Source organism: Streptomyces sp. NPDC001450, from assembly GCF_053597295.1.
In genome coordinates this window covers 244,880-262,255 of the sequence record NZ_JBSFHY010000007.1, presented here as the reverse complement: position 1 = coordinate 262,255, position 17,376 = coordinate 244,880, and the positions used below count along the sequence as shown (strand labels likewise).

Here is a 17,376-nt window from a genome sequence, read left to right as displayed (position 1 = left end):
GCTGGGGGTTGTCACAGGCAGTCGCCGCTGGTCGCTTTCGGTCACGCTGTGCACCGTGACGAACTCCGGATCGACGGTCAGGCGCGCGGGGCCGAAGGGTTCGCCGTCCATGACGGAGGGGATGGGGCCGAGCTGTTCGGTGCTCGGCATGGATACGCCGGGCACCGCGACGTCGGGCCGGGTGGCCGGAATCCGCGCAGTGCGCCGGTCGCTGTACCGGACTCGCCGACCACCTCGATCCGGCTCGACGAAGAGCATCTCGTGGACTCCGCGGCGCACGACCTCAGGGGCGTCGAGCAGGAATACCAGGACTTTTCCGGCTTCGCGCGTGAGGGCGGTGTCACACATTGACTCTTCCCGTGCCCGGGGTGGCCGGGATAACGTGCCGTTGCTCCGGCCTCCTGCAAGGCTGTGACCAGCGGCCTTCCGGTCCCTGCGGATTTACTTGGAAATCCAAGCAAAAACGCAGGTCAGGAGGGGTTTCACAGAAATGTGGAGCACTGGGTAACGTGAAAGTTGCAGGGCGCTCGCCGGGGCACCTGTCACGCCTGTTCCCGGCCGAGTGGCACCCACCCCGTGCCGGTGGTCGAGAACAGGTGAGCCGCACTGGCCTACCGGCAACCCCGGGGGCCGGACCGACGGAGGAGCACACGTGACCGTGGACAGCAGTGCCGCGCGCAAGCCGCGACGCAGCGCCGCAGGCAAGGCCGGCACCACCGGCACCAGTACCGGGACCACCGGCACCAAGCGCACCACCCGCACCACCAAGAAGAGCACCGAGCCGGAACTCGTGCAGCTCCTGACGCCCGAGGGCAAGCGGGTCAAGAACGCCGAGTACGACGCCTACGTCGCCGGGATCACACCCGAAGAGCTGCGTGGCCTGTACCGCGACATGGTGCTCACCCGGCGGTTCGACGCCGAGGCCACCTCCCTGCAGCGCCAGGGCGAGCTGGGCCTGTGGGCCTCGTTGCTCGGCCAGGAGGCCGCCCAGATCGGCTCCGGCCGGGCCCTGCGCGACGACGACTACGTCTTCCCGACCTACCGCGAGCACGGCGTCGCCTGGTGCCGCGGGGTCGACCCGGCCAACCTGCTCGGGATGTTCCGCGGCGTGAACAACGGCGGCTGGGACCCGAACAGCAACAACTTCCACCTGTACACGATCGTCATCGGCTCCCAGACGCTGCACGCCACCGGCTACGCGATGGGCGTGGCCAAGGACGGCGCGGACTCGGCCGTCATCGCCTACTTCGGCGACGGCGCCTCCAGCCAGGGCGACGTGGCCGAGTCGTTCACCTTCTCCGCGGTCTACAACGCGCCGGTGGTCTTCTTCTGCCAGAACAACCAGTGGGCCATCTCCGAGCCCACCGAGAAGCAGACCCGTGTGCCGCTCTACCAGCGCGCGCAGGGCTTCGGCTTCCCGGGTGTGCGAGTGGACGGCAACGACGTGCTGGCCTGCCTCGCGGTCACCAAGTGGGCGCTGGAGCGCGCCCGCAACGGCGAGGGCCCGACCCTGGTCGAGGCGTACACCTACCGCATGGGTGCCCACACCACCTCCGACGACCCGACCCGCTACCGGGGCGACGAGGAGCGGCAGTCCTGGGAGGCGAAGGACCCGATCCTGCGCCTTCGCCGGTTCCTCGAGGCCTCAAACCACGCGGACGAGGGATTCTTCGCGGAACTCGAGGCCGAGTCCGAGGCGTTGGGCAGGCGAGTGCGCGAAGCGGTCCGCTCCATGCCGGACCCGGACCACTTCGCCATCTTCGAGAACGTGTACGCGGACGGGCACGCGCTCGTCGACGAGGAGCGAGCCCAGTTCGCCGCCTACCAGGCGTCGTTCGCGGACGTAGAGGCAGAGGGGGTCTGATCATGGCAGCCGAGACCAAGACCATGGCGCTGGCCAAGGCGATCAACGAATCGCTGCGCCGCGCACTGGAGACGGACCCCAAGGTCCTCGTCATGGGCGAGGACGTCGGCAAGCTGGGCGGTGTCTTCCGCGTCACCGACGGCCTGCAGAAGGACTTCGGCGAGAGCCGCGTCATCGACACCCCGCTCGCCGAGTCGGGCATCGTCGGCACCGCCATCGGCCTGGCCCTGCGCGGCTACCGCCCGGTGGTGGAGATCCAGTTCGACGGCTTCGTCTTCCCGGCCTACGACCAGATCGTCACGCAGCTGGCGAAGATGCACGCCCGCGCGCTGGGCAAGGTCAAGATGCCGGTCGTCATCCGCATCCCCTACGGCGGCGGCATCGGTGCGGTCGAGCACCACTCCGAGTCCCCCGAGGCGCTGTTCGCGCACGTGGCCGGCCTGAAGGTGGTCAGCCCCTCCAACGCGTCCGACGCGTACTGGATGATGCAGCAGGCCATCCAGAGCGACGACCCGGTGATCTACTTCGAGCCCAAGCGCCGCTACTGGGACAAGGGTGAGGTCAGCACCGAGGCGATCCCCGGCCCCCTGCACAAGGCGCGGGTCGTCCGTGAGGGCACGGACCTGACCCTGGCCGCCTACGGCCCGATGGTGAAGCTGTGCCAGGAGGTCGCGAACGCCGCCGCCGAGGAGGGCAAGTCCCTGGAGGTGCTGGACCTGCGCTCGGTCAGCCCCCTCGACTTCGACTCCATCCAGGCCTCGGTCGAGAAGACCCGCCGGCTGGTCGTCGTGCACGAGGCCCCGGTGTTCTTCGGCTCCGGCGCGGAGATCGCCGCCCGGATCACGGAGCGCTGCTTCTACCACCTGGAGGCCCCGGTGCTCCGGGTCGGCGGCTACCACGCCCCGTACCCGCCGGCGCGCCTGGAGGAGGAGTACCTGCCGGGTCTGGACCGGGTGCTCGACGCCGTCGACCGTGCCCTGGCGTACTGAGGAGAGGGTTCGTGACGACGATGACGGAAGCTTCCGTACGCGAGTTCAAGATGCCCGACGTGGGCGAGGGACTCACCGAGGCCGAGATCCTCAAGTGGTACGTCCAGCCGGGTGACACGGTCACCGACGGCCAGGTGGTGTGCGAGGTCGAGACCGCCAAGGCGGCCGTCGAACTCCCCATCCCCTACGACGGGGTGGTCCGCGCGCTGCACTTCCCCGAGGGCACCACGGTGGACGTGGGCACGGCCATCATCGCGGTGGACGTGGCCGGCGGCGCACCGGCGGAGGCTCCCGCGGAGCAGCCGAAGGCGGAGCCCAAGGCAGAGCCCAAGGCGGAGGAGCCCAAGCCGGAGGGCCGCCAGCCGGTCCTGGTCGGCTACGGCGTGGCGACCACCTCTACCAAGCGCCGCCCGCGCAAGGGCCCCGAGGTCACGGTTCCGCCCGCGGCCCAGGCCATCCAGACCGAGCTGAACGGGCACGGCGCAGCCGTCCCCGCCCAGCCGCGCCCGCTGGCCAAGCCGCCGGTGCGCAAGCTGGCGAAGGACCTCGGCGTCGACCTCGCCACGATCACCCCGTCCGGCCCGGACGGCGTGATCACCCGTGAGGACGTCCACGCGGCGGCGACCCCCGTTGCCGCCGAGCCGCCCGTGGCCACCCCGGTCACCGCCCCCGCGGCCGCACCTGCCGTGCCGGCTCCTGCCGCGACCGCTCCCGCGGTGGCGTACGACGGCGCCCGCGAGACCCGCATCCCGGTCAAGGGCGTCCGCAAGGTGACCGCGCAGGCCATGGTCGGCTCCGCGTTCACGGCGCCGCACGTCACGGAGTTCGTGACGGTGGACGTGACGCGCACGATGAAGCTGGTCGAGGAGCTCAAGCAGGACAAGGCGTTCCAGGGCCTGCGGGTGAACCCGCTGCTCCTGATCGCCAAGGCCCTGCTGGTCGCCATCAAGCGCAACCCGGACGTCAACGCGTCCTGGGACGAGCCCAACCAGGAGATCGTGCTCAAGCACTACGTGAACCTGGGCATCGCGGCGGCCACCCCCCGCGGTCTGATCGTCCCGAACATCAAGGACGCCCACGCCAAGACGCTCCCGCAGCTGGCCGAGTCCCTGGGCGAGCTGGTGAGCACCGCCCGCGAGGGCAAGACGTCCCCCGCGGCGATGCAGGGCGGCACGGTGACCATCACCAACGTCGGCGTCTTCGGTGTCGACACCGGAACACCGATCCTCAACACCGGCGAGTCCGCGATCCTCGCGGTCGGCGCGATCAAGCTCCAGCCGTGGGTGCACAAGGGCAAGGTCAAGCCGCGTCAGGTCACCACCCTGGCCCTGAGCTTCGACCATCGCCTGGTCGACGGCGAGCTCGGCTCCAAGGTGCTCGCCGACGTCGCGGCCATCCTGGAACAGCCGAAGCGGCTGATCACCTGGGCCTGAGGGTCCTCGGCCCTGTAGCCTCTGAGGCCTGAAGGGGACGGCCGCAACTTTGTCTTGCGGCCGCCCCCTCTCTCAGGGCTGGTTCAGCACATACACCGGCGCGCCGTCCTCAGCCGCGCCCCGCGAACGGATGCAGGCGTGCTTGCGCAGCAGGCGGAGGCATTCGTTGACGCGGCGCACCGGCAGACCCGTGCGGGCCGCGATCGATTCGAGCGGCTCGCGCAGCTCACCGTTCTCGACGAGAACCGGGGCGATCACCACAGCAACCGTCCACACGTCCTCCGTCACGGACAGCCGTTGCCGCCAGTCGGCCAGCACGGTCTCCGTGGTGGGGTGACCGGTGGGGGCGGCGCGGGCGAGGGCCAGGGCGTCGAACCGGTCCGCGATGCGCTCCATTGCCCGGACCATGGCCTGTTGTACGGCGAGTGTGGCCTTCTGCGTAGCCAGCGTCTCCCTCTGGATGGCCAGCATCTCCTTCTGCAGCTCGATCGATTCGCGCTGCCCGTTCGTAAGGTCCTCGTCCAGCTGAAGGTTGTGCGCCTCAAGCCGGACGATGGCCTCCGCGACCTGTTCCGGCATGGCGTACGCGATGGGCGCGCCCGGTTCGGCGGGCTGCACCTCGGCCTCTTCGAGAGTGTAAGAACCCTCTCGCTGCACGGTCTCGATGACCTCGGCGACCCACTGCTTGAAAGGGGCGCAGGCGGCCTTCGTACAGGCCTGGACGAGGAGGATCAGGCCCTGGAGATTGATGAGATTCATGTCTCGGCGCCACTCCCGACCTGCGGGAATGCTGAGACCGTAACCCCCAGTTACGGTCTCGAGAATCTCTCGGTGCTCTTCCGGGACGTGGTCGGCGAGAGCCTTCCTCGAGTTGGTGTGCCCGAGTTCCCTACAGACATCCACCGCCGGAAACCAGTGCGTCCCGTCCGGCATGGTCAGTCGTCGTACCCGGGCTCCGGTGGCCGCGTACACGAAGTCGCTGATGTCGATCGCTTCGTGCCGGCCGGCGGGCTTCGCTTGCTTGCTGGGTTCGGTCATGTGAACCACCTCCGCTGCGGAAGGTAGGGCGGAGGAATTCGAATATGCCAACTGCAACCTGGATGTTCACCATTGAGAGCGAAGATCGCTGATTCCGCTGGCGCAGACCGCTGTTGAGCGGGAGTGATCCCAACTGCCGTAAATTGACCGCATGGTAACGGGGGCGGAGAGTAAAGCACGGCATGCGAAGAGGCGGACTGCCGGGGAGACGGGTGGGCTCGCGCGGTCCTCGGTGATGATGGCCGGGGCCACCGTCGTGTCGCGGGCGACCGGGCTGATCCGGCAGGTGCTGCAGGGCGCGGCGCTCGGCAACGGTCTGCTGGCGAGCACGTACAACGCGGCGAACACCCTGCCGACCAGCCTGTACATCCTGTTGATCGGTGGCGCGCTGAACGCCGTCCTCGTGCCGCAGCTGGTGCGTGCCCGGGCTACGCACTCCGACGGCGGCCGGGCCTACGAGCAGCGGCTGGTGACGCTCGTCCTCACCGTGCTGGCCGCCGGGACCGCGCTCGCCGTCTGGGCGGCCCCGCAGGTCGTGGGCCTGTACATGAGGGACACACCGGACAGCCATCAGGCCTTCCGGCTCACCGTGGTCTTCGCCCGGTTCCTGCTGCCGCAGATCTTCTTCTACGGGCTCTTCTCCATGCTCGGCCAGGTCCTCAACGCCCGCGAGAAGTTCGGTGCGATGACCTGGACCCCTGTTCTGAACAACGTCGTCCTCATCGGCATGTTCAGCGCCTATCTCGGGCTGATGACCGTGCCGCACTCCGTCGCCGACATCACCGCCGCCCAGGTCCGCTGGCTCGGCATCGGCACCACCGTCGGCATCGCCGTACAGGCCCTCGCGCTGATCCCCTTCGCCCGCGCCGCCGGATTCCGGTTCCGGCCCCGCTTCGACTGGCGCGGCACCGGACTCGGATCCGGTGTCCACGCGGCCAAGTGGACGCTGCTGTTCGTGCTGGCCAACCAGGTCGCGCTCGCCGTGGTCACCAACTTCGCCACCGCGGCCGACCGGGAACTGCCCAAGGCCGGCGTGGGCTACACGTCGTACAGCTACGCCCAGGCCATCTGGACGCTCCCGCAGTCCGTCGTCACCGTCTCCCTCGTCACGGCCCTGCTGCCGCGCATGAGCAAGGCCGCCGCCGAGGGCCGGATCGCCGACCTGCGTGCCGACCTGTCCCGGGCGCTCAGGATCAGCGGAGTCGCCATCGTGCCCGCCGCCTTCCTGTTCGCCGCGCTCGGCCCGCAGATCGCCGCGCTGCTGTTCGCCCACGGTGCCGCCGACGCGGCCTCCGTCGAGCCGCTCGGGCACATGCTGCAGGCCTTCGGGCTCGGGCTGATCCCGTTCTCCGCGCAGTACCTGCTGTTGCGCGGCTTCTACGCCTTCGAGGACACCCGTACGCCGTTCTTCATGGCCGTGTGGATCGGCGCCGTCAACATCGCGCTCGCCACGGCCTGCCACGCACTGCTGCCCGCTCGCTGGGCGGTCACCGGCATGGCCGGCGCCTACACGCTCTCCTACCTCGCCGGCCTCGCCCTCACCGCCCGCCTGCTGGCCCGCAGGACCGGCGGCCGCCTGGACGACGGCACGCTGCGCGGCACGTACGCCAAGCTGCTGGGTGCGGGTGCCGCAGCCGCGGTGGTGGGCTGGGCCGTGGCGCGGGGCTGCGCGGTGGCGCTGGGCGGCGGCGGTACGGCGGTGACGGCCCTCACCGCGACCGTCGGCACCCTCGCCCTGGCTCTGACGTACCTCGTCCTCGGCCGCCTGCTGCGCATCACCGAACTCCGGCGGCTTCCGGGACTCGGCTGAGCCGGGATCCGCATCGGGCTGAGAAGGCACTCGCCTCGGAAGAGGCCCTGGCCAGGACCCTGACGGCGTATCAGGGGCGGCTCCGGGTCGTGCCGGGGATGTCACGGATGGTGGCCGAGGGGCGGCGGCGGCACGCTGGACGCATGACGAAATCCGCTGCAGGCCGCCCCGCTTCCGCCACCGCCCGCCGTGTCGCCGTCGTCGCGGGCGCCGCCGTCCTCGCCGGTACCGCAGCGGTGTGCGCGCCGGGTGTCGCCTACTCCGCGCCCCGTTCCGCCGCCCCGTCCGCGACCGACTTCAGCGACTGTCCCCCGCTGCCGGACGGCGTCGACCCCGCCCGCTGGAGATGCGAAGTGCACTCCGCTGCCCCGCGGTTGACCATCGGCAAGGTCACGGTGAACCTCGCCCCGATCACCATGACGCACGCCGAGGGTCCCCTGCCGGACGGCAGCAACGGGCAGGTGTGGGGAGCGATGCACAGCGCGCCGACCGCCGTGCCGGGCGGGCTGACCGGCACCCCCGCAGGCGATCACACGCCGGCCCTGGGGATGGCGATACAGCCGGAGTACGGTGGCCGGTCCGACTTCTACACGGGTCAGTTCAGCCTCCGCTTCCGGCTCATAGGCCCGCTGCTGCCGCACGGCTGCACCATCGGCGCGAGCGCACCCGTCGACTTCCAGCTGAAGCGCTCGGGCCCCTCCAAGTGGGTCTCCCAGGATCCGCCGGTGATCGAGTTCTCGGCGTACGACGACACCTTCACCGCTCCGGCCGCCGAGCACTGTGGACCGCTCACCTCGCCCCTCAACCGACGGCTCGGCCTGCCGGCGGCCGACCACAACCTGATGTCCTACGACGCCTCCTACACCTTCAAGACCTACGACCAGCTCCCGTGAGACAGCCCGCCTCGGAGACGAGAGAGAGAAAGGGGGACCCCTGAGGGAACCTTTCGTACCCGCCCCTCCTCCTGACCCGGCGACGCGGACCCGACGGGGGACCGCACCGGCCCGAGAGGGGTCATGGATGGCACCGCACACCGTGCTGGTGTCCGACCGGCCGATGCCGGAGGACATACGCGCCGAGCACCGCTGGCCGGAGGTCCGGGGCACCCGGCTGCACCTCGCCGAGTACGGCGGCACCGGCACCCCGCTGCTGATGCTGCACGGCTTCCCGCAGCACTGGTACGCCTGGCACAAGGTCGCCGCACTGCTCCCGGACGGGTACCGGCTGATCTGCCCGGACCTGCGCGGCTTCGGCTGGTCCGAACCCACCCCGCGCGGCTACGACACGGACGCCTTGGCCGAGGACGCCCTCGCGCTGCTGGACGCACTCGGGCTCGGGCGGGTCGGGCTGGTCGGTCACAACTGGGGCGCGCATCTGGGGTTCCGGCTGTGCCTGCGGGCGCCGGAGCGGTTCACCGGGTACCTGGCGCTGAACATGTCCCACCCCTGGCCCCGGCACCGGGCGGTCCTGCCCAACCTGTGGCGGATGTGGTACACCGCGTTCGTCGAGTACCCGGTGCTCGGGCGGGCCGTGCTCCGGCAGTGGCCCGGCTTCACCCGCTTCCTGCTGCGTCACCAGGCGGCCGACCCGGCCGTGTGGACGGACGCCGACCTCGCCGAGTACGCGGCCGCGACCTCCGCGAGTGCGCCCGCCGCGCAGTCCCTGTTCTGGCAGTACGTGCTGCGCGACATCCCCGCGCTGGTTGCCGGCACCTGGCGCCGGCACCGGCTGACCGTGCCCACGCTGCTGCTGGGCGGGGAGCGGGACGTCGTGGTCCCGCCGTCACTGCTCGCCGGGTCAGAGCCGTACGCCGACGAGTTGACCGTGCGGCTGGTGCCGGAGGCCGGGCACTTTCTGCCGCAGGAGCGGCCGGCGGAGGTCGTCGCGGGCATCAGGGAACTGTTCGCCGAGCCGCGCTAGCGCAGTGCCGCCCGCTCGGTGAGCCGGTGGACGAACGCCCGCCCGCGCGGCTCGCCGAGCGTCCGGCCGTAGAGCCACTGGACCGGGCGCAGGGCGGTGGGGCGGGTGGCGCCGAGGACCGCGAAGCGTGTTCCGGAGCCCTCCGGTACGGCCGCCATGCCGCCCACGATCAGTCGGGACTGCATCAGGCACCAGCCGGGGGCGAGACGTACCTCGAAGGCCTCGCGCAGGCCGGAGCGGCCCACGGCCAGGGCCTGCTTGCGGTCCGCGTCGCCCGGTGGGACGCGGAACTCCCGCAGGAAGGGGACCAGACGGGGAAGTTCGGCCGCGAGGTCGGAGGCGACCGCCCAGACCTGCTCGTACGGCAGCGGGAGGTGCTCCTCGGTGTACAGGCCGGCGTGCAGACCGGCGGCCAGTACGCGCAGCCGTCGTACGGGATCGGTGTTCATCGCGACCACGCCTTCCGGAACGCGGAACGGGCCCGGTGCAGCCGGGACTTGACGGTGCCCGTGGGGACCCCGAGCAGTTCGGCCACGGCGGCCTCGTCCAGGCCCTCCAGCTCGCGCAGGACCAGGACCGCGCGGTGGCGGACCGGCAGCCGGGCGAGCACGTCCCGGACGTCGGCGGGCAGTTCGCCGTCGGTGCCGGTGCGCAGTCCGCCGAGCCGGGCCAGGTCGGCGGGGTCGGCCGGTTCCTCGACCGCGGTGCGCCGGGCGACCCGGACCGCCTCGCGGACGGCGACCGTGCGCACCCAGCCGTAGAAGGCGAGCGGGTCGCGCAACCCGCGCAGGCCCTTGAAGACCGCGACCAGCGCCTCCTGTACGGCGTCGGACACGTCGTCCGGCGCGATCGGGCGGCACAGCCGGGTCACGTACGGCGTCACCAGCGTCAGCAGCTCGTCCATGGCCAGGGCGTCCCCGCCCTGCGCGGCCCGGACGAGCGTGGCGGCCGTCTCCCACGGCTCGGCGGTGTCCCCCTGTGCGTCCATGACGGGGGCACCCTACGCGACGGGCCCGCCGCGATCCCGCGGCGGGCCCGGTCGGCGCAAGCGGCCGTCAGCCGAGCTTGGCGAAGCCGTAGTTGAGGAGCTTCTTCGCGTCCGCCTCGCGCTGGGCGATGGAGGTGGAGGCGAGGACGGTGCCGATGACGGTCTTGCCGCCCCGGGTCGCGGCGAAGACCAGGCAGTACTTGGCCTCGGGGCCGGAGCCGGTCTTCACGCCGATGGTGCCGCTGTAGCTGCTGAGGAGCCCGTTGGTGTTGGTCCACGGGTTCATCGTGCGGGTGCTGCCCGTCTTGGTGATCGTCTTCGCCGTGTACGACTTCGTCTTGACGACCGTGCGGAACGTGGAGTTCTTCATCGCGCTGCTGGCGATCTTCGTCAGGTCGCGCGGCGTCGAGTAGTTGTTGCCGTTGCCGATGCCGTCGAACGAGTCGAAGTGCGTGTGCGTCAGGCTCAGGTTCTTGGCCGCGGTGTTCATCTTGCCGATGAAGTTCGACACACGCTTGGCCATGGTGTCGCCGCTGCCGTACTTGTCGGCGAGCGCGTAGGCGGCGTCGCAGCCGGACGGCAGCATCAGCCCGTAGAGCAGCTGGCGGACGGTGACCTTGTCGCCGACGATCAGGTGTGCCTGGGAGGCGTTGTTCCTGACGACGTAGTCGCTGTACTCCTTCTTGATCGTCACCTTGGCGTCGAGGTTGAGGTTCGACTGGGCGAGCACGACCTTGGCGGTCATGATCTTGGTGGTGGACCCGGTGGGGAGCTGGGTGTCGGCCGCCTTCTTGAACAACGTCGAGCTGTTCGCGTTGTTCATGAGGTAGCCGCCCTTGGCCACGATCGAGGGCGTCGTGACGGCCTGCGCGGGCGTCGCGGTGAAGGCACCGGTGGCGAGCAGCGCGCCGGAGGTGACGACGACAGCGGTTGCTCTGCGGAAGCGGCGGGTGCCCTTAATGCCGGTAATCAAAGTGAGATACCCCGATTGTCTTGAATGCCCCTACTGTGCGGCCGAGTTGGCATGGCAAGGGAGCAGGGCCGCACATGTGTGACACGTAAGTAGCACAGAAGGTTGTGCGGCCGCTGGGGGAGATCTGTGTCACGTCCGCATGGTGGACGAGCTGCCGCATGCGTACGTGTTGTATCTATCCTGTGGGCATGGCCACGCCCACGAAGCAACCACCCGCCGCCGACCGCGTCTACAGCCATGTGAAGCAAGGCGTCCTCGACCGCCGCTACGAGGGCGGGACGCTGCTCACCGAAGGGGAGCTGGCCGAGGCCGTGGGGGTCTCGCGCACGCCTGTACGGGAGGCGCTGCTCAGGCTGGAGGTGGAGGGCCTGATCAGGCTGTACCCGAAGAAGGGCGCCCTGGTCCTGCCGGTCTCCGCGCAGGAGATCGCCGACGTGGTGGAGACCCGGCTGCTGGTCGAGGAGCACGCGGCCCGCAAGGCCGTACCCGCCCCGCCGGCGCTGCTGGAGCGGCTGGCGGAGCTGCTGGAGCAGCAGAAGGCGCAGGCCGCGGCCGGTGACCTGGCCGCCGCGGCGAACACCGACCGCTGCTTCCACGCCGAGATCGTGCGCAGCGGCGGCAACGAGATCCTGTCCCGGCTCTACGACCAGCTGCGCGACCGGCAGCTCAGGATGGGCGTCGCGGTCATGCACTCGCACCCCGACCGCATCGCCAAGACGCTCGCCGAGCACGAGGAGATCCTCGAGGCGCTGCGCTCCGGGGACGCGGAGGCGGCCGTCGGGATCGTGCACCGGCACGTGAGCTGGTTCTCGCACCTCGCGCGGGGTGAGGTCCGATGAGCAACGCCACCCTGCCGGGTGACCCCCCAGTGCCTGAAAAGCCCGGGGGGACCCCCGGCGGCCGCCGCGCCGTCGCGGTGTGGTCCATCGGCGTCTCGGTCTACTTCGTCGCCGTCATCTTCCGTACGTCCCTGGGCGTGGCCGGGCTGGACGCTGCCGACCGCTTCCATGTGGGCGCCTCCGCCCTGTCGACCTTCTCGATCCTCCAACTGCTGGTCTACGCCGGCATGCAGATACCGGTGGGCCTGCTCGTCGACCGGCTCGGCACCAAGAAGGTGCTCGGCATCGGCACGGTGCTGTTCACGGCGGGCCAGCTCGGCTTCGCCTTCTCGCCCTCCTACGGCATGGCGCTCGCCTCGCGGGCGCTGCTCGGGTGCGGTGACGCGATGACCTTCATCAGCGTGCTGCGGCTCGGCACCCGCTGGTTCCCCGCCCGGCGCGGGCCGCTGGTCGCGCAGCTCGCGGGTCTGGTCGGCATGGCGGGCAACCTGGTCTCGACCCTGCTCCTGGCCCGGCTCCTGCACGGCCTCGGCTGGACCCCGGCGTTCGCGGGCAGCGCGCTGGCCGGTGTGGTCGTGCTCGTCCTGACGCTGCTGTTCCTGAAGGACCACCCCGAGGGGCACGAGCCCGAGCCGGTCCCGCACCAGGGCGCGGCCTACGTCCGCCGGCAGATCGCGGCGGCCTGGCGGGAGCCCGGGACCCGGCTGGGTCTGTGGGTGCACTTCACGACCCAGTTCCCGGCGATGGTGTTCCTGCTGCTGTGGGGGCTGCCGTTCCTGGTCCAGGCACAGGGGCTCTCCCGGGCCACGGCCGGTGAGCTGCTGACGCTCGTGGTCCTGTGCAACATGGTGATCGGGCTGGTCTACGGCCAGATCGTCGCCCGGCACCACGCGGCCCGGCTGCCGCTGGCGCTGGGCACGGTCGGGGCGACGGCGGTGCTGTGGGCGCTGACCATTCTCTGGCCCGGTGAGCGTGCTCCCATGTGGCTGCTGGTGGTGCTCTGCGCGGTGCTCGGTGCGTGCGGGCCGGCGTCGATGCTGGGCTTCGACTTCGCTCGGCCGGCCAACCCGCCCGAGCGACAGGGCACAGCGTCGGGGATCACCAACATGGGTGGATTCGTCGCCTCCATGACGACGTTGTTCGCGGTCGGCGTGCTGCTGGACGCGACCGGGGACGACTACTCGGTGGCCTTCTCGGTGGTGTTCGTGCTGCAGGCTGTGGGAGTCAGTCAGATTCTGCGGCTGCGGGGGCGGGCGGCTCGGCGGGAGCGGGAGCGGTTGGTGGCGAGCCGGGTGGAGACGGTGCACGTGCCTGCGTGAGCTTTTTCCTCCCGCCCGCGCACCGCCCGTTTCCAGTCGGCTGAGCGGCTGGGGGCAACCTGCGGGGGTGCTCGCCGTCGACGGCTTTCCGTCGTGCGGTCAGTGGAGAAACCCCCTCGCGGAGCAGTACGCGGCCGCCGCCGGTCACCAGGCGCCGCGGCTCGCGCGGTGCCCGAGCCGCGGCGGGTGTCCACGGCGGGCTCCTCGGCGGAGTCCACGCGCGGTACGGCTCAGAGCACGCGGAGCATGACTCGCCCCAGCCGCAGCCGGTGTCCAGCACGCTGTCGGGCCGGGGCCGGGGCCGGGGCCGGGGCCGGGGCTGGGGCCCGGGGACGGAGCGGCGGCACCGATCGGCCGGCCGCCGGTGGGCCTACGGCGTCACCGTGAAGTTGCGCAGGATCGCCGCCGTCAGGTCCGGGTCACCCTCTGTCTTCAGGCGGTCCGCGACCGCCTCCGGGGTCACGCGGCCGCATGCCAGGCGGACGTACGTCTCCCAGTCGAGGGTGAGCGTGGCGGCGGGGCCCAGGGCGGGGGCGGTCTCCAGGGTGCCGCGGCCCTGGATGTCCACGCGGATGGTGCGCAGGAACTCGATCGGGCCGTGCACGTCGAAGACGATGGCGGAACTGCGCGGTGCGTTCGCGTCCTTGGCGACCACCTTGGGCAGCGCGGACAGCAGGACGTCGCGGGTGATGTGCGCGCCCGGCGAGTCGAGGTTGCCGGGGCGGCCGAGGGCCGTGCGCAGGTCCTGCTCGTGCACCCACACGTCGAAGGCGCGGGTGCGCATCGCCTGTTCGAGGGTGACCTCGGTGCCCAGCGGGCCGCGCACCTTGGTGCCGGGGTCGCGGGACTCATTGCGCAGCTGGCGGTTGCGGCGGATGACCGTGTACTCCAGTTCGGCCGTCATCTCCGGCGCCGTGTGGTGGCGGCGGACGTCGACCTGCATCTCCATGTAGCGCTGGTGCTCGTTGGTGACGTGGAAGAGGTCACGGGGGAGGGTGTGGATGGGACGCGGGTCGCCGAGCATCTCGCAGTCCAGGCCGATGACGTGCGAGACGACGTCACGGACCGACCAGCCCGGGCAGGGCGTCCGCCGGTTCCACTCGCCCTCCACGAGCGTGCCCACCAACTCGGATATCGCGTCGATGGAATGGGTCCAGGCGTCGGCGTAGGGCTGGAGGGTGGGATGCAGACTCACGGAACGGGACCCCTCGGCGGTTGGTACACGGGCGGTTGTGGCGACGTTGCCAGTGGGAGGTGGCTGCACTCGGCGGGTGTCTTGAGACGCTAAGTTACGCTGCTGTGAGGCACCCCGGCAGTGCTTTCGTGTGACGATCGTAGGCCCGTGTGGACGACTCGAATGCCAGGGCGGTGGTAGTGTGCGCGCCTCGCTGATCCAGATTGCCGTAGACGAGGGCGAATCGGTTGCCGATCGGCGGCAGCGGGTGGCCGGGCTGGTCCGGGAACAGGCCGGGTCCGACCTGGTCGTTCTGCCCGAGTTGTGGACCACCGGCGCCTTCGCCTACGAGGAGTTCGGCCCGGAGGCCGAGCCGCTCGAAGGGCCGACGTACGAGGTGATGGCCAAGGCGGCGAGCGACGCGGGCGTGTGGCTGCACGCCGGCTCCGTCCCGGAGCGAGACCCGGACGGCCCCCTCTACAACACCTCGCTCGTCTTCTCCCCCTCCGGTGAGCTGGCCGCGGCCTACCGCAAGATCCATCGCTTCGGTTTCGACAAGGGCGAGGCCGTGCTGATGGGCGCCGGGCGGGACCTGGTGACGGTCCGGCTGCCCGGGACCACCCTCGGCGTGGCCACCTGCTACGACCTCCGTTTCCCCGAACTCTTCCGCTCCCTCGTCGACGCCGGCGCCGAGACGCTGGTGATCCCGGCGGGCTGGCCCGAGCGGCGACGCGCGCACTGGACGCTGCTGGCCCAGGCGCGGGCGGTGGAGAACCAGGCGTTCGTGCTCGCGTGTGGAACGGCCGGGACGCATGCCGGAGTTCCCCAGGCTGGTCACTCGATCGTGGTGGATCCCTGGGGCGAGGTGCTCGCCGAGGCGGGCGCCGGCGAGGAGATCCTCACGGTCGACTTCGACCCGGCGAAGGTGACGGCGACCCGCGAACAGTTCCCGGCCCTGAAGGACCGGATGCTGGGCCTGGAACCGCCGCGCCGCTGAACACCCGAAGCGGACCCGGGGCGGCTCTAGTCGTCCTCCCGCTCCCGCTGCGCCAGATGGATCACGCACACCGCCACCGCGATCAGCAGGGCCGGGTCCGCGTCGTCGCGCACGATGTCGACGCCGTACGTGTCCCTCAGGTGCAGCCAGCGGCGGGAGATCACCGCGAGGAGTTCGCCGTCGTACTCGATGGCGAACTCGTGGTCGAGGATCTTGCCGCTGACGTCCAGCTCGGTGCCGTCCGCGAGCGCGACCCGGTAGTGGTTGCGCAGCAGGGACAGCCGTTTGCGCCTGATGGTGGCCAGGCCTTCGCCGTCCCGTTCGATCACCATGGTGTCGCGCAGGGTGAACATCTTCTGGTGGATGTCGATCAGGACGCGCCCGTGGGCGTCCTTCAGCTCGAAGGTGTCCCGCAGCCGCATGGCCTTGCCGTCGACGAGGAAGACCTTCTGGCCGTGCTCGTCCTCGATCCAGTAGTCGTCACCGATGCCGAGGAGCCGGTCGCGTACGAGGAGTCTCATGCGGGTACCGTTCCCCGGCCCGGCGGGATCATCACGGAACCCGAGGGAACGGGGCCGGGGGGAACGGGGCCGGAAGAAGGGGCGGGCTCCGGCCCGAAGCGCTTGCGGTAGTCCGACGGGCTCAGCCCCGTCTCGCGGCGCAGCCGCGCCCGCAGGTTGGCCGCCGTACCCAGGCCGCTGCGGGCCGCCACGACGTCCAGGCGCTCCTCGCCCCGCTCGATCAGCCGGCAGGCGAGCGCGACCCGCTCCCCGGTGAGCCAGGCCAGCGGGGTCGTACCCAGCTGGGCGCGGAAGCGGCGGTGAAGGGTGGCGGGGGAGACCGCCGCGCGGGCGGCCAGGTCCGCCACCGTCAGCGGCTCGCCCAGCCGCTCCTGCGCCCAGGCCAGCAGCGGGCCGAGCGACTCGTCGGGAACGGGGGGCAGCGGGCGTTCCACGAACTGCCGCTGGCCGCCGTCCCGGTGCGGGCCGAAGACGAGACGGCGGGAGACGTGGTTGGCGATCTCGGCGCCGTGGTCGCGCCGTACGACGTGCAGGGCCAGGTCGAGCGCCGACGCGCTGCCCGACGCCGTGAGGATGTCACCGTCGTCCACGAAGAGGACGTCCGGCTCCAGGCGCACCTCGGGGAAGCGGGCCCGGAAGGACTGCTCCCACATCCAGTGGCAGGCCGCCCGCCGCCCGCCCAGCAGCCCCGCCTCCGCGATCGTGAACGCGCCCGAGCAGAAGCCGACCAGCCGGGCGCCACGCGCGTGTGCCCGGCGCACGACGTCCAGGACGTGCTCCGCGCGCGGGACCTCGGTGTCGGGCCGGTTCGGCACGATCAGCGTGTCGGCCTCCTCGGCGGCCTCCAGTCCGGCGACCCCGGTCAGCGTGAAGAAGCCGTCCCGCATCCGGGTGTGCGGCCCGGTGGCGCACAGCCGGAAGTCGTACAGCTTCCTCCCCAGTTCGGGCCTGGGCAGCCCGAAGACCTCGATGGCGCAGCTCATCTCGAACGGGTTGGAGTTCTCGTCGACGACGAGAACGACGCGGTGCGAGGATTCTTGCGGCATGTGCGATTTCTAGCACTCGTCGGCCGCCCCGGCACCCCGGACGATGAACGCATGGAACCGATCTCCCTGGAGGCGGCCCTCGCCTCCTTCACCGAGCAGTGGAGCCCGCGCATCGTCACCGCGGTCAACGACTACGACGTCCGCGTCGCCAAGGTCGAGGGCGAGCACGTCTGGCACGTGCACGACGACACCGACGAGTTCTTCCTGGTCCTCGACGGTGAGCTGCACATCTCCCTCAGGGAGCCGGCCGGCGAGCGCACGGTCGTCCTCCCCAAGGGCTCGGTGTTCACCGTCCCGCGCGGCACCTGGCACAAGCCGTACGCGCCCGTGCCCAGCGAGCTGCTGGTCTTCGAGCCCACCGGCACCTTCTCGGTGGGCGACCGGCACGACGAGGTGCCGGACCACGTGGACGCGACCACCGGCCACGCCCTCACCTGACCCGGCACCGGAATCCAGCGGGACGAG

Annotated in this window: 17 protein-coding genes and 1 pseudogene; 10 read left to right on the top strand and 8 right to left on the bottom strand. The window is 71.0% G+C overall.

What is annotated here, in order from left to right; translation table 11 throughout:
• Positions 1-144: 144 nt before the first annotated feature.
• Positions 145-348, bottom strand: a pseudogene (locus ACWC5O_RS10400) (hypothetical protein); the annotation flags it as partial.
• Positions 349-652: 304 nt separating this feature from the next.
• Between ACWC5O_RS10400 and pdhA the strand changes: the two are divergent.
• From pdhA to ACWC5O_RS10385, 3 genes are read left to right on the top strand one after another with little or no spacing between them, the layout of a single operon-like run.
• Positions 653-1,864, top strand: a complete 1,212-nt coding sequence (gene pdhA, locus ACWC5O_RS10395) for a pyruvate dehydrogenase (acetyl-transferring) E1 component subunit alpha (protein WP_450581264.1) — start codon at positions 653-655, stop codon at positions 1,862-1,864.
• Between the two features lie 2 nt (positions 1,865-1,866).
• On the top strand, positions 1,867-2,853 hold the full coding sequence (locus ACWC5O_RS10390) for an alpha-ketoacid dehydrogenase subunit beta (RefSeq protein ID WP_450581263.1): 987 nt from the start codon (positions 1,867-1,869) through the stop codon (positions 2,851-2,853).
• A gap of 11 nt (positions 2,854-2,864) precedes the next feature.
• A complete protein-coding gene (locus tag ACWC5O_RS10385; protein ID WP_450581262.1) occupies positions 2,865-4,286 on the top strand; it encodes a dihydrolipoamide acetyltransferase family protein in 1,422 nt (473 codons plus the stop codon).
• A gap of 72 nt (positions 4,287-4,358) precedes the next feature.
• On the opposite strand, the gene ACWC5O_RS10380 is transcribed toward ACWC5O_RS10385, so the two are convergent.
• The gene (locus ACWC5O_RS10380) at positions 4,359-5,324 is read right to left on the bottom strand and encodes a BRO-N domain-containing protein (protein ID WP_450581261.1); all 966 of its coding nucleotides are present in this window, start codon (positions 5,322-5,324) and stop codon (positions 4,359-4,361) included.
• Positions 5,325-5,475: 151 nt separating this feature from the next.
• Between ACWC5O_RS10380 and murJ the strand changes: the two genes are divergently transcribed.
• From murJ to ACWC5O_RS10365, 3 genes are all read left to right on the top strand, one after another.
• Positions 5,476-7,134 (top strand): murein biosynthesis integral membrane protein MurJ, encoded by a 1,659-nt coding sequence (gene murJ, locus ACWC5O_RS10375; protein ID WP_386572766.1) that lies wholly within the window; start codon positions 5,476-5,478, stop codon positions 7,132-7,134.
• A 143-nt stretch (positions 7,135-7,277) separates the two neighbouring features.
• Positions 7,278-8,027 (top strand): hypothetical protein, encoded by a 750-nt coding sequence (locus tag ACWC5O_RS10370; RefSeq protein ID WP_450581260.1) that lies wholly within the window; start codon positions 7,278-7,280, stop codon positions 8,025-8,027.
• 127 nt (positions 8,028-8,154) lie between these two features.
• Complete coding sequence (locus ACWC5O_RS10365; RefSeq protein ID WP_450581259.1) at positions 8,155-9,054, top strand: alpha/beta fold hydrolase; 900 nt, start codon at positions 8,155-8,157, stop codon at positions 9,052-9,054.
• Here the strand turns inward: ACWC5O_RS10365 and ACWC5O_RS10360 are convergent.
• The 3 genes from ACWC5O_RS10360 to ACWC5O_RS10350 all read right to left on the bottom strand — a co-directional run bounded on the left by ACWC5O_RS10360 (position 9,051) and on the right by ACWC5O_RS10350 (position 11,015).
• Positions 9,051-9,503, bottom strand: a complete 453-nt coding sequence (locus ACWC5O_RS10360; RefSeq protein WP_450581258.1) for a hypothetical protein — start codon at positions 9,501-9,503, stop codon at positions 9,051-9,053. The two genes, ACWC5O_RS10365 and ACWC5O_RS10360, sit on opposite strands and share 4 nt — an antisense overlap.
• The gene (locus ACWC5O_RS10355) at positions 9,500-10,042 is read right to left on the bottom strand and encodes an RNA polymerase sigma factor (RefSeq protein WP_450581257.1); all 543 of its coding nucleotides are present in this window, start codon (positions 10,040-10,042) and stop codon (positions 9,500-9,502) included. Before ACWC5O_RS10355 ends, ACWC5O_RS10360 begins: the two co-directional genes overlap by 4 nt.
• A 67-nt stretch (positions 10,043-10,109) precedes the next feature.
• Entirely contained in the window at positions 10,110-11,015 is a 906-nt protein-coding gene (locus ACWC5O_RS10350) for a D-alanyl-D-alanine carboxypeptidase family protein (RefSeq protein WP_450581256.1), read from the bottom strand.
• A gap of 188 nt (positions 11,016-11,203) precedes the next feature.
• Between ACWC5O_RS10350 and ACWC5O_RS10345 the strand changes: the two genes are divergently transcribed.
• Positions 11,204-11,854 (top strand): GntR family transcriptional regulator, encoded by a 651-nt coding sequence (locus ACWC5O_RS10345; protein WP_450581255.1) that lies wholly within the window; start codon positions 11,204-11,206, stop codon positions 11,852-11,854.
• Positions 11,851-13,173 carry an MFS transporter gene (locus tag ACWC5O_RS10340; RefSeq protein WP_450581254.1) on the top strand — a complete coding sequence of 441 codons (1,323 nt, stop codon included), beginning with the start codon at positions 11,851-11,853 and terminating at the stop codon, positions 13,171-13,173. The genes ACWC5O_RS10345 and ACWC5O_RS10340 overlap by 4 nt, the downstream gene beginning before the upstream one ends.
• Positions 13,174-13,543: 370 nt before the next feature.
• On the opposite strand, the gene ACWC5O_RS10335 is transcribed toward ACWC5O_RS10340, so the two are convergent.
• Positions 13,544-14,368: a maleylpyruvate isomerase family mycothiol-dependent enzyme gene (locus tag ACWC5O_RS10335; protein ID WP_450581253.1), complete on the bottom strand. Its 825-nt coding sequence runs from the start codon at positions 14,366-14,368 to the stop codon at positions 13,544-13,546.
• A 181-nt stretch (positions 14,369-14,549) separates the two neighbouring features.
• Here ACWC5O_RS10335 and ACWC5O_RS10330 point away from each other — a divergent pair, with 181 nt between their 5' ends.
• Positions 14,550-15,344 carry a carbon-nitrogen family hydrolase gene (locus tag ACWC5O_RS10330; protein ID WP_450581252.1) on the top strand — a complete coding sequence of 265 codons (795 nt, stop codon included), beginning with the start codon at positions 14,550-14,552 and terminating at the stop codon, positions 15,342-15,344.
• Positions 15,345-15,370: 26 nt separating this feature from the next.
• Here ACWC5O_RS10330 and ACWC5O_RS10325 read toward each other — a convergent pair whose 3' ends face one another.
• Together ACWC5O_RS10325 and ACWC5O_RS10320 are read right to left on the bottom strand one after the other, a co-directional pair.
• The gene (locus tag ACWC5O_RS10325) at positions 15,371-15,865 is read right to left on the bottom strand and encodes an LURP-one-related/scramblase family protein (protein ID WP_450581251.1); all 495 of its coding nucleotides are present in this window, start codon (positions 15,863-15,865) and stop codon (positions 15,371-15,373) included.
• Positions 15,862-16,911: a GlxA family transcriptional regulator gene (locus ACWC5O_RS10320; protein ID WP_450581250.1), complete on the bottom strand. Its 1,050-nt coding sequence runs from the start codon at positions 16,909-16,911 to the stop codon at positions 15,862-15,864. Before ACWC5O_RS10320 ends, ACWC5O_RS10325 begins: the two co-directional genes overlap by 4 nt.
• 51 nt (positions 16,912-16,962) lie before the next feature.
• On the opposite strand from ACWC5O_RS10320, the gene ACWC5O_RS10315 reads away from it, so the two are divergent.
• Complete coding sequence (locus ACWC5O_RS10315) at positions 16,963-17,349, top strand: cupin domain-containing protein (RefSeq protein WP_450581249.1); 387 nt, start codon at positions 16,963-16,965, stop codon at positions 17,347-17,349.
• Positions 17,350-17,376: the final 27 nt, after the last annotated feature.